The organism is Candidatus Dependentiae bacterium, assembly GCA_020431705.1.
GTDB lineage: Bacteria > Babelota > Babeliae > Babelales > Vermiphilaceae > JAGQHQ01.
On the sequence record JAGQHQ010000005.1, the window covers coordinates 1 to 17,830 of the forward strand.

Annotated in this window: 11 protein-coding genes; 2 read left to right on the forward strand and 9 right to left on the reverse strand. The window is 36.1% G+C overall.

What is annotated here, in order from left to right; all coding sequences use genetic code 11:
• Positions 1-377 precede the first annotated feature (377 nt).
• Complete coding sequence (gene aspS / locus KC460_02175) at positions 378-2,147, reverse strand: aspartate--tRNA ligase (protein ID MCA9770155.1); 1,770 nt, start codon at positions 2,145-2,147, stop codon at positions 378-380.
• Between the two features lie 186 nt (positions 2,148-2,333).
• Entirely contained in the window at positions 2,334-4,382 is a 2,049-nt protein-coding gene (locus KC460_02180) for a hypothetical protein (protein MCA9770156.1), read from the reverse strand.
• Positions 4,383-4,658: 276 nt separating this feature from the next.
• Between KC460_02180 and KC460_02185 the strand changes: the two genes are divergently transcribed.
• On the forward strand, positions 4,659-5,483 hold the full coding sequence (locus KC460_02185; GenBank protein ID MCA9770157.1) for a deoxyribonuclease IV: 825 nt from the start codon (positions 4,659-4,661) through the stop codon (positions 5,481-5,483).
• Positions 5,484-5,798: 315 nt separating this feature from the next.
• On the opposite strand, the gene KC460_02190 is transcribed toward KC460_02185, so the two are convergent.
• The 7 genes from KC460_02190 to KC460_02220 all read right to left on the reverse strand — a co-directional run bounded on the left by KC460_02190 (position 5,799) and on the right by KC460_02220 (position 14,890).
• Entirely contained in the window at positions 5,799-6,806 is a 1,008-nt protein-coding gene (locus KC460_02190) for an undecaprenyl/decaprenyl-phosphate alpha-N-acetylglucosaminyl 1-phosphate transferase (protein ID MCA9770158.1), read from the reverse strand.
• A gap of 22 nt (positions 6,807-6,828) precedes the next feature.
• The gene (locus KC460_02195) at positions 6,829-8,892 is read right to left on the reverse strand and encodes a translation initiation factor IF-2 (protein MCA9770159.1); all 2,064 of its coding nucleotides are present in this window, start codon (positions 8,890-8,892) and stop codon (positions 6,829-6,831) included.
• Positions 8,893-8,944: 52 nt separating this feature from the next.
• Positions 8,945-10,024, reverse strand: a complete 1,080-nt coding sequence (gene nusA / locus KC460_02200) for a transcription termination factor NusA (GenBank protein ID MCA9770160.1) — start codon at positions 10,022-10,024, stop codon at positions 8,945-8,947.
• A gap of 605 nt (positions 10,025-10,629) precedes the next feature.
• Positions 10,630-11,139 carry a uracil-DNA glycosylase gene (locus tag KC460_02205; protein MCA9770161.1) on the reverse strand — a complete coding sequence of 170 codons (510 nt, stop codon included), beginning with the start codon at positions 11,137-11,139 and terminating at the stop codon, positions 10,630-10,632.
• A 143-nt stretch (positions 11,140-11,282) separates the two neighbouring features.
• Positions 11,283-12,626 (reverse strand): hypothetical protein, encoded by a 1,344-nt coding sequence (locus KC460_02210; protein MCA9770162.1) that lies wholly within the window; start codon positions 12,624-12,626, stop codon positions 11,283-11,285.
• A gap of 88 nt (positions 12,627-12,714) precedes the next feature.
• Positions 12,715-13,923, reverse strand: coding sequence for a ComEC/Rec2 family competence protein (locus KC460_02215; protein ID MCA9770163.1), 1,209 nt, complete (start codon positions 13,921-13,923; stop codon positions 12,715-12,717).
• 100 nt (positions 13,924-14,023) lie between these two features.
• Positions 14,024-14,890: a hypothetical protein gene (locus tag KC460_02220; GenBank protein ID MCA9770164.1), complete on the reverse strand. Its 867-nt coding sequence runs from the start codon at positions 14,888-14,890 to the stop codon at positions 14,024-14,026.
• A gap of 176 nt (positions 14,891-15,066) precedes the next feature.
• On the opposite strand from KC460_02220, the gene KC460_02225 reads away from it, so the two are divergent.
• Entirely contained in the window at positions 15,067-17,808 is a 2,742-nt protein-coding gene (locus KC460_02225; protein ID MCA9770165.1) for an insulinase family protein, read from the forward strand.
• Positions 17,809-17,830: the final 22 nt, after the last annotated feature.

The following is a 17,830-nucleotide window of genomic DNA, read 5'->3' on the forward strand; positions in this document are numbered from 1 at the left end:
AAGTTGAAAACTATATAGCAGCAATCCAAATTGCCGCTATATTCTATACTTTGAGGCATTTATGAATTTTGGGATAGGTTCTTATTGTAACAATTTCATGGTTTAAAAAAAAGCATATCATAATGCCTGACTAGGCGAAATGAAGTATAAAAAAAATCGGCATACAGTATATTACTAAATAACTCTGATTCTATGGAACTTTGCAATATAATCTGCGATATAACCTATTAGATATGACAAGTAGTCGGTGGGATAACATTGTTTCTTATTTTTGTAAATCAGAATTTTGCTTGCCAGAAAATAACGAAAAAATATCACAAGAATTTAAACTAGATCTTATTTTTCTGGGTAAAACAAAATATGAAATCATATAAAAATTAATCTTTCTTTTTGGCATATAATTTTAACCCATAATCTTTAAGCTTATCAGTTTCGACAATAGTTGGCGCTTCCATCATCGGATCGATACCGCGAGCTGTTTTTGGAAACGCAATAACTTCACGAATTGATTGTGATTTAGTCATAAGCATAATTAAACGATCAATACCAAGCGCAATACCGCCATGTGGCGGAAAACCTAAGTCTTGTGCATCAAGTAAAAAGCCAAATTTATTACGTGCCTGCTCTTTGCTTAGCCCGAGCAAATCAAACATTTTATCTTGCATTGAAGCATCATGAATCCTGATAGAACCACCACCAAGCTCAACACCGTTTAACACAATATCATATGCGCGTGCTTTCATATCAGCAGGCTCATATTGTTCCCACCCTTCTTGTGGAGAAGTAAAAGGATGGTGCATTGCATTATAACATTTTCCCTCTTCATCATATTCAAACAATGGAAAATCAGTAACCCATAAAAATTTATATATATCTTTATCAATAAGATTTAAGGCACTGCCAAGCTCTAAACGTAATCTACCAAGTAATGGCCATGTTTTTTTATAGTCACCAGCCATCAAAAATAAAGTTGATTTGGCAGAAAGTTCTGGAAAAGCTTGTGCTACCTGTTCCATAAAATTGTCTGGTAAAAATTTAGCCACCGGGGAATCAACAGCGCCATCTTTAAAACGAATCCAAAGTAAACCTTTTGCACCAAGTTTTTGTGCTTTTGCAACCCAACCATCTAACTCCGAGCGCGTAAACTCATAATCGGTAATATGCAGCGCACCAATTTTGCCCCCTTTATCAAGTACCGTACGCAAAAACTTTAACTCAGTATTCTCAAATAACTGACTGCAATCATTAATTTTTAATTCAAAGCGAAGATCTGGTTTATCACACCCATATTGTTTTATTGCATCATTATATGTCATATGTTGTATGGGCAACGGTAAATCAACGTTAAATATCTTTTTCCAAATAAACGCAAGCATGTCAGAAATAATTTTTTGTACATCACCCTCTTTGATAAAAGACATTTCCAAGTCAAGCTGAGTAAATTCCGGCTGCCTATCAGCTCGTAAATCTTCGTCTCTAAAACAACGAGCTACTTGAAAGTAACGTTCCATACCACTAGCCATCAAAAGTTGTTTATATAACTGTGGTGATTGTGGCAGTGCATAAAAAGAACCTTGATGAATACGAGAGGGCACTAAAAATTCTCGTGCACCTTCGGGTGTATTTTTGGTCAATATAGGTGTTTCAATTTCATAGAATGTATGTTCTTGCAAAAACTGGCGCATTAAAAATAGTACATTATTACGCAGTGCAAAATTATCCTGCATCTGAGTACGACGCAAATCAAGATAACGATATTTTAAACGTAATTCTTCGTCAACGTTTGATGCCTCATCAAGCTGAAAAGGTAACACACCTGCTTTATTTAAGACAGTAACATTTTCTACTTGAAGCTCCCATCTTCCCGTTGGTAAATCATTATTTATAGTTTCTTTTGAACGCTCAACAACCATACCTATTACAGAAACGACAAATTCTGAACGAAGCATATGGCCGATTTTATGTGCATCTTGAGAAAAATCAGGATTAAAAACAAGCTGCATCACACCACTACGATCACGCAGATCGATAAAAATCAGTCCACCATGATCACGCCTACGATGCACCCAACCAGACAAATCAATCTTTTTGCCAAAAAGTTTTACATCAACTTCGCCGCACCCTACTGTTCGTTTGAAAAATTGCATACCGCTTCCTGATTTTTACACGCGTTTGCTAAAAAATATATTTAAGTATTAACCCAATATTAAATTTTAATTATAGCAAATATGGCTAATAATGCCAGTTTACAAGAGATTCACCACATAGGCCCTGGCATACAGCCAGAGCCCATTGTTCCCGATTATGGCCCCACCAAGATACTCGTTTGCTGTTTAAAATTTAAATTCTAAACCAATATTAACAGTAAATGCAGGGTCATTCCCTAAATTTGGAATTCTATCTGCCGAAAATCCAGTTCTGTCTAATCTGTTAAGGGCACTATTTTGGTCAGAATTCAACGGTATACCTCGAACATCATCATAATATTTACCTGCAATAAACACCGAACCAATAAAATATAATTTAAGATGCTCATACAGGTAAAGGTCAGCAAAAAGATTCAATTCTGCACCAAGGAAATTACTTGCACACTCACCAATCTCCTGCCTTGTTTGTGCATCAAATTTTTTGACTGTATTTTCTTTCCAGAATAAAATTAAGTTTGGATGAAATCTAAACTCTTTAGTAAAATCAGTCGGCTCCCATTTTACTCCAGCACCACAAAAAATTAGATCTGTAAAACGAGAAACAACACGTGCAAACGGACTCGGTGCAGTGATAGAACTTGGCGCTGAAAGTGGACGTTTAACACGGCCAGCACCACCCAATAAGAACGCACTACGCACACGCTTTCCAGAATATAATTCTTGTAAACTAATAAAGCCAGTAAAATCGCCATCAACAACTTCATCATTTGGATTATCATCACCAGTTGCAATACCAAAACTTGCTGCGATCTCTAATTCTTTATTAAAGAAGTAAAGCGCGACATCACCTACAAACATTGCACCTTTATAGCGATTGGTATACGGATCACGATAGCGATTTTTTGCATTAAAAAGCTGGTCTGTCTGTGCTGGAGCAACGGCCACTGGTATATTCTCAAGCGCAGTACTAAAACCAGTTGCAGTACCAATTAATTTTCCATTTCGTTCGGCTGAATCAAGTTCATTATCAATAAAATTTTGAGCTGTTTTACCGATTGTAGTCGGTATATTACCAGCACCAACAACAGACCCCACAGCATGCGGAACCAAATAAGGATTTAAATCAGAAGGCGCATTTTGGTCTGTTGGATCAACATTAATATATGCATGGCTATTTACTAAAAATACAGTACCGTCTCTATTTTGTCGCATTACAACGTTGCGATCCCAACCACGAACATTTTGTTGTCCAATGTTTACCGCACCATCAAAACCAACAGCAAAATATTCTGACTCATATTCACCCGCACAACCAATAGTGCCGAGTTTACTCTCTGCGTCTGCCAAAAATTCAATTTTTTGCTCAGGATCGTTGTTATACAACCAGTATGGCTCAAAAGAAAGCGAGCCGACATTTTGATTATCAAATACAATCCAATGCAATTTACCAGCAAACAAATAATTCATACGGCCAAAACCGCGCTGAGGACAATCGATGCGTCCATACTCTTGCCCACGAATTTTTGCAGCAGTATCACCTAGGCTACCAGTTTTATTATCTAATATCGATGCATATAAGTCATATGACAACGCTTGACTTTCAAGTAAGTTGCCAGAGAATTTCACACCAAATGCATATTGATCAATTGCATAATCAACAAAAAAACCAAGGAGCTCTGGGCCAACGGCAAATGCAGAGCCAAGTGCAATACCACGCCCTAGCTCAAATGGAAACGCACCAAGAGTCAAAGTGTGCTCATACTCAATCGGTAGTGAGAATACTTGATTCAAAGAAAGACGTAACCAGCCCTCTCTCATCCAAAAAAAATGACGAGGAATAAAGTGTTTATGTCCTCTGCCAACCTCATCAAGCGATTGAGTTTCTGTATCAGTTGTAGATGCAATACTGCTTGGATCACCCCAAACTGCCTTATTTCGAGCGGTAAAATTAAACTCAATTGCTGGATATTTAGTGTTTCGATACTGCCCATACAAAGCATCAAGTCTAAAATCAATTGTATGACGAGAAAAAAGAGTTCTATCAGCCCCCTCTTTATTATTAAGTAAACTTATGTTTTTGCCATAAAAGGATTCTAACCTCGCAGTTCCCCAAAAATCTAATTGAAAGTCACCGTATGTTGTTGAAAGATTTGCAAACGCACCAAACGAGACACATATGCCGCTAAATAAAAACGCTAGCCTTAATCCAACCGATTTTTGCACCGGATATATCATAATACCCTCTTCTACGTAGTTAAAAATTAAAAAATACGGGAACAAAAAAAGCCCCGCTATGGAGCCCCCTCATATACCACTACCTTTTTTGACTTTTTTTTAAGAATTTAAAATCCCTAACCGCTGGATAATAAAGGACCTTAAACTTCCTTAAACTTAAATAATTTTAAGAGGGTACTGCTTTTTGTGTGTTTGTCAAATTTATGCTACACGTTGTAAGCAAAAGTGAAGGATACTATCATGATAAAAGAACAAAAACTATTACTCGGTGCACACATGTCAATTGCTGAAGGCTTTGAAAAAGCAATTGAGTATGGAGAATCAATTGGCTGCACAGCTATTCAAATTTTTACCAAAAACAATCGGCGATGGAATGCAAAGAAAATAACCAAAGAAGATTCACAAAAATTTAAAATAGCCCTTAAAAATTCTTCCATTAAATTTATAGTTGCACATGCAAGCTACCTGATTAATATCGGATCTCCCAAAAAGGAAACACAAAAAAAATCTGTTGATGCACTTGTAAAAGAACTCAATAGATGCGAAAAACTTGGTATACCATATTTAGTTATACACCCAGGCTCATGCCTAAAAACAAACGAGCAAGAATGTCTTGATATCATAACACAAAATCTTGATATTGCCCTTGAAAAAGCTCATGGCAAAACTATGATTTTACTCGAAACCATGGCCGGACAAGGGTCCAGCACATGCTATACATTTGAACATATTGCTTATATCATTAAAAAATCAAAAAAGAAAAAACGCCTTGGTGTCTGTTTTGACACATGCCATGTTTTTGCAGCCGGTTATGATTTACGCGATAAAAAAAGCTATGTAGATACCTGGAAAAAGTTTGAAAAAACAATTGGCATAAGGAAACTTAAGGTAATTCATATCAATGATTCCAAAAAAGAGCTAGGCTCACGTGTTGATAGGCATGAACATATTGGTAAGGGAAAATTGGGCTCTCAGGCATTTAAGCTATTACTCACAGATAAAAGATTTTCAAACATTCCAAAAATTTTAGAAACCCCAAAAGAAACCCTGGAAGAAGATGCTCACAATATGGCCTTTATTAAAAAATTAATAAAAACCTGAGTAAAGTAATAGACAAGAACCTGAAAGTATTGAAGCTAAGAAGGAATTGTAGCAATACTTTTTATCGTCCTTAGTCTATTACCCACTCAAAATAAGCAGTGCCTCTAACCACACCTCTCCCGATGAAAGGAGGAGTATACAACTCAAGCCTTGTTTGCAAATAAGTTTGATGGAATAACAATAAAAAACAACAAAATTAATACAACAAAAAAAGCAACAACAAGAAAACGGCTTTTTTTTAGTCACTTTACAAAAAATGTGTTGCTTTTTTGTTGCTTTACAAAAAAAGCAACGCGTTGCACAAAAACATCCGCTTTATGCAACAGGAGTTTTTTTTCCTAAAAATAAAGTAAAAAACCAAAATATAATAAAAATGACCTGAGACACCACAAGAGCATCAAGATTAATAATATGTGCAACAAACAATCGCGCAATAAGCATTTGAATAATTGATAAAAGGGCTATATAACCTAAAATAAAAGCCCTTTTCCAACCCTTACGCAGTAAATAATGACTAAAATGATCTGGACTTCCCTTATAAAAGGGAATTCCTCTATATGTTCTAATCAAGATTAGTGCTCCAATTTCTAAAAAAGGAATCAGGAGTACTACCAATGGAGTAAGATATCCATGCCAATTATAAAGCCCCCACGGCAAAAGAAATGGAATAGTTGCAACCAAGCCTCCTATAAAAAGCGAACCAGCATCACCAAGATAAATAGTTGCAGATGGTTTATTATACCAAAAAAAAGCCATCAAAGATCCTAAAAGAGATGCTAATAACAGCAGGGATGTATTATGGTTAAAATAGAAACTAATAACCATAAAAGAACTTGTAGCAGCAATAGCTAATAATGACGCCAAGCCATCCATAACATCAACAAGATTAAACGCGTTGATAATTGAAAGTATCCATAATACAGAAAGCGGAATATGCCATAATGTATAAAAAAAGTGTTCTTTTAAATAAAATCCAGCCTTTAAAAAACAAAAAGCTGCAATAATTTGACCAAAAAATTTTTGATACGGCTTAAGAACAAACAAGTCATCCACAAGACCAACAAATAACAATAATGTTGAGCCGATCAAAAACAAGAGAATATTATTTTCAATTGGAAATACAAGCGCCAAAGAAACAATAAAACCGCAATAAACAGCGAGACCACCTAAATAAGGAACTGCATTTTTATGTAGTTTAATTTTACCATCAGGTACATCAACAAACTGCAGTTTTCGTGCCAGGGCAGAAAAAAGAGGTGTCACATAAAAAGTAACCAAAAAAGATATAAATACCGCGAAAAAACTTTTTATTATTGCTTCCATTACCGTGACGACTAACTAACAACTAAACCTGCTCTTTGGGTACTTCAATAAAACATTCAACGCGATCTTCAACTTGCCAATCAGTAATGCCATCAACAATGAAGCCGCACTCAAAACCAGCATTAACTTGTTTAACTGTGCGCTTTTCTCGCTGTAAACTCTTAATAGCTCCTTCGCCAATTTTTGTTCTACCACGCCAACCAACAACAGTACCTTTATGTGAAAAAAATCCATCACTAACATAGCAACCAGCAATAACTCCAACTTTTTTTATATCAAAAACACGACGAACAATAGCCTCACCGACTTTTTTGATAACTACTTCTGGTGCAACACTACCCTTTGCAAATTCTTCAAGCGACTCTAGTAATTTATAAATAATTTGAAATGAAGAAATTGTAACACCCATTTTTTGAGCCAATGCTACAGAGTTAGGCTCAGCTTTAACATGAAGAGCAACAATCTTTGCACCAGTATTAGATGCCAAAACAACGTCGCTTTCATTCACATCACCAATAGAAGCATCAACAATGGTAAAACCAACCTTGCCTTTTTTAGAAAGCTTATCTATAGATTCTAAAAGTGCCTCTTGGGAAGAGTTAGTGTCAGTTTTTACAATAAGACCCAATCTTAACATTTCCCTTGTTTTTAGTTGCCTTACCCCAATAGCCGCCGCGCCCCTGCGAAGAGTTCCTCCTATCTCGCGCGATTTGCTACGATACACCTCTTTTGAAACAACCTCAAAATAATCTCCAGCATCTGGAAGCGTAGAAAAGCCGGAAACCTGAACCGGAATTGATGGCCCAACCGACTGGATACGTTGACCTGCAGAATTAATGAGCGAGCTAACACGACCAATAGCATTACCAGAAATAAAATAATCACCAACCTTTATTCTGCCATGAACACACAGGAGTGTTGCAACAGGACCACGACCCCTTTCTAATTTCGACTCAAGTACATACCCCTTTGCCAATCCAGAAAAATCCGCTCGTAGCTCCATCAGCTCTGTTTGCAATAAAATCATTTCAAGTAATCGATCAACCCCTTGTCCTGTTTTCGCTGAAATTGGAATCATAACTACGTCGCCACCCCACTCTTCAGGTAACAGATTATGTTGTGCCAAATCACGCCGTGTTGTTTCAATCCGAGATGGTTCAACCTTATCAACCTTGTTAATTGCAACAACAACAGGAACCCCCATTGATTTAGCATGCTTAATTGCCTCAATTGTTTGAGGCATAACACTATCATCTGCAGCAACAACCAAAACCGCAATGTCTGCAACTCGCACTCCACGTGCACGCATTTTTGAAAATGCTTCATGTCCAGGTGTATCAAGAAAAACAATACTGCCATGATCTGTTTGAGCCTCATATGCACCCAAGTGCTGAGTTATACCACCTTTTTCTTTTGCAGCAACACGAGTTTTTCTTATAAAATCAAGCAATGTTGTTTTTCCATGATCAACATGTCCAAGAACCACCGCCACCGGCAATCGAGATCTAAGCTCAGCACCTTGCATCACAAAGTTTTTGCGTTCTTCCTCTTTCTTTTTTTGCTTTGGCGCAACGGTTGGAATTTCATAATACCTTGCAATGCGCTCAACCATTTCTTTAGGCAACATCATATTTTTACTTGCCAAAACCCCCCACTTTAAAAGTGTTAACATCACACTATTAATGGGTAAACTAGCTTTCTGACATAGGGTATTTACCGCTTGATCCTCGAGAACAAGCTCTCTTGGCTGAATGCTTTTTTGTTTCTCAGGGAGTTTATCTCGCAAATCCCTAACTGTAGATAAAGATTTTGATGCACGAAGAGTAGTAGTAACCGCGCGAGATGCACCACCACGCTCTACTATTTTTTTTGGTTCCAATTTTGGTTGTGGCTCCTGCTCTTTTTGCTGATTAATTAAAGATTCAATAGTCGATGATGGTTTAGCAAATGTTTTATTCAAGAAACTAACCGCCCCCTCGCCAAGCACAGACATGTGACTTTTTATCTCAAAGCCCGCACCTCTAAGTTTTTGCAAAAGCTCTTTGTTTGAAATATTATATTTTTTCGAAAACTCGTATACACGCATGTGGATTATAACCCGCTACAAGTAAAAAAATTTAAATTTTTATGCAACCCGTCTACTTGAAGGCATCGTCCTTAGACCCCCCAACCTCTTCCTTGGTACCTGAGCCATTCGAGGCATGACCGTCCTGTATTAGGTGTATCTTAACACCACCCAGCCGAGAGGCCAGCGCAATATTTTGCCCCATTTTGCCAATAGCCAAAGAGCGCTCATCTTCATCTAGCCAAACGTGTACATTTTCTCCATCAACCAATATAACTCGGTCAATTTTTGCTGGCTTCAGCGCGTTTTTAATAAGCTCTTGCTTGTCATCTGTCCAGGCAATAACATCTATCTTCTCACCACCCAGCTCCTTGAGTATCGGCTTAATGCGAATACCACCAACCCCAACACACGTTCCAACTGGATCAATATTTTTATCATTAGACACAACAACAACTTTTGCCTTGTAGCCAGGAATGCGAACAATGTTTTTTATCTCTACAAGCTTTTCAAAAACCTCTGGAATCTCAAGCTCAAAAAGTCGCCGCAAAAAATCCTGAGAAGACCGATCAAGAATAAGCTGATTATCATTTCTAGGCTCCGGAAGCACCTCTTTAAGAAGCGCTCGCACAGGATAGCCAACAATAAATTTTTCTCCAGGAATAGAAAGCGACCTTGGCAAAAATGCAAGCGCCTCTTGAACCTTAACCACTGTGCCACCATGCTCCGCCTTATGTATAACACCATGGACAATAGAGCCTTCTTTTGGTTTAAACTCGTTATATATCGTGGTTGCCTCAATTTTACGAATCTTACTCGCAATAACCTGTTTTGCCCGAAGAATTTCTATTCTACCAATTTTTCCATCAAATGGCACCCAGAGCGCATCTTCGGCTTGTGCACTAGGATTTATTCCTCGCGCTTTGCGCACACTAATCTCAAGATCATCATTTGTAACAGATGAAACAACCTTTTTTTGTACTTCTATAACAATTTCGTCTATTTTTTTTTCATACCGAGCGCGAAGTGGTAGATCTGGAAATTTTTTTTCGTATGCAGCAAGCAAGCCCTCGGAAATAATCGAGCCCAATACCACTCGATCAACACCTCCCTCTTCGACAAGCTCGTTTATGACTGCAGAAAGTTGAACCATTCTTTTGCCTTATATGTTGACTCTGTTGATCCTGAAAGTGCTCAATCCAAGCGCTCTTTCCATAGTGTATTACAATAAAACAACCACCGCAAGCACTTTTTGATTTTGTTTTTTTGCCTAAGTTTGTTTTTTGCTTGCTATGGTCAGCGAGGGATAAGTTTGGGTAAGGCCGAGATGTATAATGTTAATATATTATATAATATATTTTTAAATTAATAATAATAGGTAGGGCGCTCGTGGTGGATAACCTAGGATGACAACAGCCTGATTGTGCCTCCAGATAGCAAAATACGAAAAATATTTTGTGGTGGATAAGTGGTGGATAAGTGGTGGATAACTTTTTTTATTTTGCCCAAAATAATGATCTAGAGCGGGTTTTTTATCAACATTCTTCTAGGCAGCCCATCTGTAGGGCGTTTTCAGGATCTTTAAAAAAGTTATCAACATTTTATCCACCACTTATCCACCACTTATCCACCACTTATCAACATTCCTAATGGTATTTAACCCCCATCTTTAATGGTTTTTGTGTTATTAAAAATAATCATAACTGAATGGACTGATTTTTTGATGTTATGAATTGTTTTTTATAAAAAAGTTTGGTTTTAAAGGGAGAGTGAGTGTGCCAATCTTATGTCATCAGCAAGTTTATTAAGTTCTTTGGGGTTGCGTAAAATGTACGCTGGGTGGTAAGTGGGAATAATAGTGATTTGGCTCATTTTAAATTGTTTGCCACGAATTTTGGTTATTCTAACTTCTTGTTCTAGTAGTTCTTGAGTTGCAACAGATCCGAGTGTGCAAATAACCTTTGGGCAAATAATTTTTATTTGGTTTAATAGTAACAGACTTTTGCATATTTTACTTTCGGCAGGTGTTGGTTTTCTATTATTTGGTGGGCGGCACTTAACCACATTGCTTATAAAAATATCGTTGCGAGTGATACCGACAATTTCGACAATGTGATTTAACAATTGTCCAGATTTTCCAACAAATGGTATGCCTTGTTCGTCTTCATCTCTGCCTGGTCCTTCGCCAACAAGCATTAGTTGTGCGTCGGGATTGCCAGAGCCAAATACAATGTTTTTTCTTCCCATGCCACCAAGCGGGCATTGCATGCATTTTCTATATGGTTCGTACAGTTTGGTAAGGAGCTGCTGTTTGTATTCTCTTGCATTCACAGTGTTTAATTCTTTTTATTGTTTATTATGATGCATAATGTAGTCGTTTTGCTATTTCTTGTAAAATAGTTAAATCATCTTTATCCCTTTAAATAATTATCAAGGAATGTTGGCCATGCATTGCCTTGTGCAAATTGTGTTTTTTTGTATGAGCTATGTATATTCCGCAGTGGAAAGTACACGGAAAGGCCCTCTGCTTTAATCAGACTATGTCCTGCAGCATTTGCAAACACCGTGTTTTCTATGTTAGCAATTGCAAGCTTTAAGCTTTCTTGAAGCTCTTCTTTAAATTTAAATGTTGCATGTGTATTATGCAAGGACATGCTCTCTGAGTGAGAAAGTAGGTTGTTGTACCAATGGTGCAGATCAATATAGCTTGGCTCGCTAAAGTGTGTGCAATCTGATTTTCTACGGCTTCTTTCTATGACGTTTTTTACCGAGGATTGATTTTGGTTTTTTAATCCATAAATCAAAAGGCTTGCTATTGTATTAATGTCTTCTTCTATAATATTGAGTGCATCAAGGTTGATTGCAGATTGAGTGAAGTCGTTAGTGATTTTTTCATATACATCATGATACGAGACAACCATTTGTGTTGCCAGTCCGACTGGATCCATGCTTCCCTGTGTAAATGGTGCGAGTACTTTACTATAATTCCAGCCGGTTCCAAGCTCAACTTCTTGTGAGCCAACCATAATATGAGAATGGTGTTTTATAATATTTGCTACCTCAAGCATCGACATAAAGCATGCATCAAACCCAATGATATTAAATTTTTCACCATGTAAATAATTTTCGCATACCATTTTAAGTGCGCTATCGAGTTTTTGATTTGTTAAGTAATTTCCCGTTGTGTCATCCCAGCAAACACCTCTATCTTGTAATAATTCAAATGGGCTTATGCTTCGGTCAAGATCAAACTTTCTTGTTTTTGGGTTGAACACAAATAAATCAATAACATTTAAAATTCTGCCTCGGTCTGTGTCTAAAATTCCTGATCCATGATTCCAAAATATAAGCGCATAATGCTTTGCGGGATATTTACTTATTGCCCATTTACAACAAGAAACTAATGTTTTTGGATCTCCACTATCCATGCTTTGTGTGTGTGGATCATTGGCATTCATGTGTATAAATTTATCTTTTTCCACATAGTAGCGGCGCGTAATTTTTTTGTTTCCCGATATGCGAATGTCAAGATGGACTACGATATTCATGTGCTTGTTTGAGCCGACTTGGCACATTTGTTTTATGTTTTTTGCAGCAAAGCCACGTAGGTCATTGTCTGCGGCCATATATACAATAATGGTCCAATCTTTTTTTGGGTATATCTTTGTGTGTGTTAAATTAAAAAAGCTTGCTAGAAAAAGCATATATAACAGTTGCTTAAGTATTTTTTTTGTAAAAGTGTGCCAAGTTTTCATTATAATCTCCTTTTTACGTGAGAATTTGTTCTCCTATGGGTAATCCTATTGAATTAAGGAGTTGATAATCAATAAAATTATTACAAAATTATATTTTTTGGCTGCTGCTTCTATTTAATAATGCAAGCGCAAGAGTGAGGCCAAAGCTTAGTTGAAAGTCCAAAAAAAAGAGTTGTGTGGGATTGAGCACAAGTGTGACTAGGCAAACAAGGGTTAATAGATGTAAAAAATCTGTTTGCAGGCGAAGTATGGTGCCAAATTTATATAACAAAAAGGTAGAAAATGCCCTATTAAATGATGTGCTAGGCCAACTTAATAAAAAATAAATAATACCCATAACAACAACAGCTATTTGTTTAATGGTGAATGGTGCTGGAATAAGGCGAAATAATAAATTCCATAGTAAAATAAAAATAATTAAATGTAGTCCCGATCGGGCAAAATAATGTGCAATTCCCCAACGCTTACCCTGCTCTTTTGTTTGTTGAGTGTAATAAAAACTTGTATTATTGTTTCCAAAAAATATTTTTGCAACAAGAGTAAAATGCTTTTTGTTTATTTTGTTTTTGAGTGTACTAAAGATAGTGTTCTTCTTTTGGTGTAGCCAGCGCGTGAGCGAATATGTTGCCCTGCTGATTGGGATATAGTTGAGCTTTGGCTCACAAGTGGTTGCTGCAATATGTTCTTTAATTAAATAATTATTAAACGATTCATTCTTGATTTTTTTGAAAAGGAGATTTGCGATTTTTATTACATCTCCAACTTGTATATCTTTTTGAGTTTGTGTGTAAAGTGTAATTTTTTTTCCAGAGCTATTTTCTGTTTGATGTGTTGTATTGTTGCTTGTTTGCAGCATATTTTTTATTTTAAGGGTAATTTTTGTTTTAAGATGACCCTTTGCAAGCTGCTCTATATCTGTAACTTCTCCTATCACCGTATGTTTCTTTTTATTGATAAGGTCCTGAAAGTTTTTGTGCTTTATTTGTTGATTATAATATAAAAATGCTCCACACAGAGAGGTTGTAGGCAATAATACGACTAGGGTGAATTTTTTTTTGTATTGTTTTATAATGCAGATGGAGGTAAAGATGATTAAAATAACTATGCCTATAAGCAATAATTCTGGTTGATAAAGAAGGTAGTGTGAGGGGTATGAGCTGCGTAAAAAAGATTGATAAATGATTCCTAGGGAATAAAAAGTGAGTGCGTAAAATGACCAATGAAATATTGGTTTTTCATGGTATATATAGCGACTGATAATAATTTGTTTTATTTTGAGAGCACCCCTGAATAACATAATTACTTACTGTAACACAATTTTTATTTTTAAGAACAGGGAGATTTGCGGTGCTTATGTTGGAAATTTCTCTAGTTTAGCAATAATGATGTGTTTTGGGCTAGGTTATGATTTCGATAATATCTTCAACTGTTTTGGTTTCAATTCTACTTGGGTTTTTAAGTGCATTGAGCATAAAATTAAGACGCTCAATTGCGCTTTTCAGCTCCCTTATTTTTACCTGGTCAGAAGAAGAAAGTTTGGCAAGGTTTACCTGTATGTCTCGATTATACTCTCTATTCTCTGTGACATATTTATCCATTTCTTCAATGGTTTTTTCAGAAAGCATTCGAGTTTCTATTTGTTGTTTATACAAAGAGGTTTTTATTCTTGCCTTATTGAGTTCTGCTTGGGATGTTTTCTTTGTGAGGTTATTAATTTCTTTGCCCTTTTCTTGTATTTTTACTAAATAATCTTTTAGCTCGGTTGCCATTTTTGTTTTTAGGCTTCTTATTTGTTTTGCATATGATGCAACCGTTGCATCATCGAGTGCTTGTTTTACCAATTTGTTTAAGTCACTGTATTGGCGAGAGGTTTCTGTATAGACATTTGCATATAGCTCATTCATGTCTTCTTCGAGCTTTTTGAGTTGTTTTTCAAGTTTTTTGATACCGTACTTTTCCTTTATTTTATCTATTTCGTCGTTATTTTTTTTTATTTTTTGTTGCACCGTGGAAACGCCAGGTGCGCTACGAACAATGCGATCCAAATAGCGATTAATTACATTTATTGTAGCTTCAACACGTTGTACAATTGCACGAGCTCGTGTTTCCTGCAGTTTTTTGGAAAAAAGATCAGCTTTTTTTTTCTCTGTAGCTTCTTTGGTCTTTTGTGTTGGTGTAGCTGCTTGTACCCAGCTTTTTTTTAGTAAACCGATGGTAACAGTAATTGATGTAACAAGAATAATTATTACCATGCTTTTTTTCATCACATCCCCTAATATTGGTAGTGCGTTATATTGCACTGTGCTTATTCTAATCTTTCTATAGCGATAATAATTAATTTTTAGGAGTTAGTTCAATGTTTTTTATCTAAGCTATTTAAAAGGGCTTTTGCTGGCGCTATTCTTTCTAATGTGTAACAATTAGTCCGAAGGAGAGATGTGTGAAAAAATGTGTAGTTTTTTATATAGGTATTTTTTTAGGTGTTTTTAGTTGTGATTTGTTAGCAAACAGCTATATGCGAGTAGAAAGCAATAGGAATAGTATGGAAAAAATATTAAAGAAACTAGTGGTGGACAAGAAAGTGCTTGATAATGGGATGACTGTATTGGTCAATTCTGTGCATACTATTCCAAAAGTTTCTTTACAAATCTGGTACAATGTTGGTGCAAAAGATGAAAAAACGGGAGAAAAAGGGCTTGCTCATTTAATTGAACATATGATTTTCAAGGGAACGCAAGAATTACTTTCTGAGTCCGATATAAATGTTCTGACACATAAGCTTTCTGGTAGTTGTAATGCCTTTACCTGGTATGACTATACGGGATACTTGTTTAATTTGCCCTCGCATAACTGGGAAAAAATTTTGCCAGTGATTGCTGACTGTATGAGCAATTGCTCTTTTAACGATGATCATCTTAATTCTGAAATGAAAGCAGTAATTCAAGAGTTGAAAATGCGTCGAGATGACTATGGCGGAAGCTTGATTGAAGATTTATTAACTTCTATTTTTGCTGATCATCCATATCATTATCCGGTTATTGGTTATAAACAGGATTTATGGAGTGTGCGCGGTAAGGATCTAAAAAAGTTTTATAAAGAACATTATATACCAAATAACGCAACATTAGTTGTTGTTGGTGATGTTAGCTCTGATCATGTATTTAATATTGCTCAAAAATATTTTGGTAGTATTAAGCAAAAATCAGATTATAAACGTCCATCATTCTATTATAATAAAGATATTGTTTCCAAACAGGTTACGTTCTATCGCGATGTTAAGCAGTCACTTATAGTTAATGCTTTCGTAGTTCCAGGATTTTATGAAAAAGTTGATCATATAATAGATTTATTAGTTTTAATTTTAGGCTCGGGTAAAGCATCTCGCTTGTATAAAAAGTTGGTTGACGAGTTGCAATTGGTAACATCTATCAGTGCTTCGTCTTGGAATTTATTCGAATATGGATTGTTTATTATAAGTTTTGAACCGAAACGTATGGAAGATGTTGCCACAATAGAATTACTGATTAATGAAGAAATAGCTTCTATTGTTAAGGGTGGTTTGCGTGATGATGAAATGCAGCGCGCTGTGAAAAAATTACAAATGCAATATTACAAATTATTAGAAGACATGGAACAACAAGCATATAAAATAGGCGAAAGTTTTTTGGCAACTGGCGATGAAAATTATGCATTTGAGTATTTAAGTGAGCCAATTGAGCAATTAAGGAAAAAAGCACAAAATCTGGTTGAGGCATATATGCGTCCATCTATAATGCACAAGGGCGCTATTTTACCATTACCAAAAGAAGAAAAGGAGCAGTGGGCATTATTACAGCAATTTTCTGATCAAGAAGATAAGAAAATCTTATCGGAAAGAATTCGCTACACGCCGGTTGAGCCACCGCGTTATGCGCTTACTATTGAACCAGAAAAAGCGAAAAAATTTCATTTTCCACATGCCCGAAAAGCCGAGCTTTCAAATGGAGTTAGGGTTTTATCTTATAACAACAATACAACGCCAAAAATTAATCTTATTTTAGATTTAAAAGCAAAAGCATATTATGACCCAGAAGATAAACAGGGGCTTTATGGTTTTGTGGCACGAATGCTTTCTGAGGGAACAAGTAAATATACTGCAACTGAACTTGCGCATGAATTTGAATCACGCGGTATGTCTTTTTCTGTATATCCAGGCTCTATTGCTATAAGTATGCTAGCGCAGGATTTACCTAAAGGGCTTGAGCTGTTATATGAAATACTTACTGATTCAATTTTTGATGAGAAATGTATAGAAAAAGTGCGTACCCAGATTTTAGTAGATATTAAAAATTTTTGGGATGAACCGTATTATTTTGCGGGTCAGTTGTTGAAAGAGCAAATTTATAAGGGGCATCCATATAGCAAAAACTCATTGGGAACAGAAGAGTCAATTAAATCAATTACTCGTGATGATCTAGTGGAGTTTTACAAAAAATATATTAGTCCTAATGGTGCAAAAATATCTATCGTTGGTGATTTCTCTGGTTATAATTTGGAAAAAGAGCTTGAGCAAATATTTGGTGCATGGATTGGAAGTAGTGTTGAAGACATAGAGTTTCCAGGGCTTGAAAAGACGTCGGGGCAAGAAATCAATCATTCAATTAATCGTGATCAGGTCACCCTTTGCTTTGTTGGTCTTTCAATCAATCGTTGCGATAAAGACTACGATAAGCTTTTGGTTTTTGATCAAATTTTAGGAGGCGGCGTGCTTGGCTCTATGAGTTCTCGTTTATTTCAACTACGTGAGCAAACTGGGCTTTTTTATACAATCAACGGATCTTTAATTGCTAACGTTGATATTGAACCGGGAATGATAGCCGTAAAAACAATAGTTTCTGTTGATCGTTTGCAAGAGGCAGAAGATGCGATTAAAGAAACATTAAAAGGTGTAGCAGACACGATTGAAAAAGATGAATTTGAGCATGCCAAGGATGCAATTATAAACTCGTTGGTTAATCATTTTGAATCCAATTATAGTATCGCAAGTGTGTTTCTTTTTTTGGATAAATATAATTTATCAGAGGACTATTTTGATGCTCGAGCGCAAGATTTTGAAAAAATAACAATTACTCAAGTTAAAGAGGCTGTACAAAATGTGCTTGATGTAGATAATTTGCTAACACTTAGAATAGGCAGAGTCTAAAAGGTAATTTCTTAATTCAGAA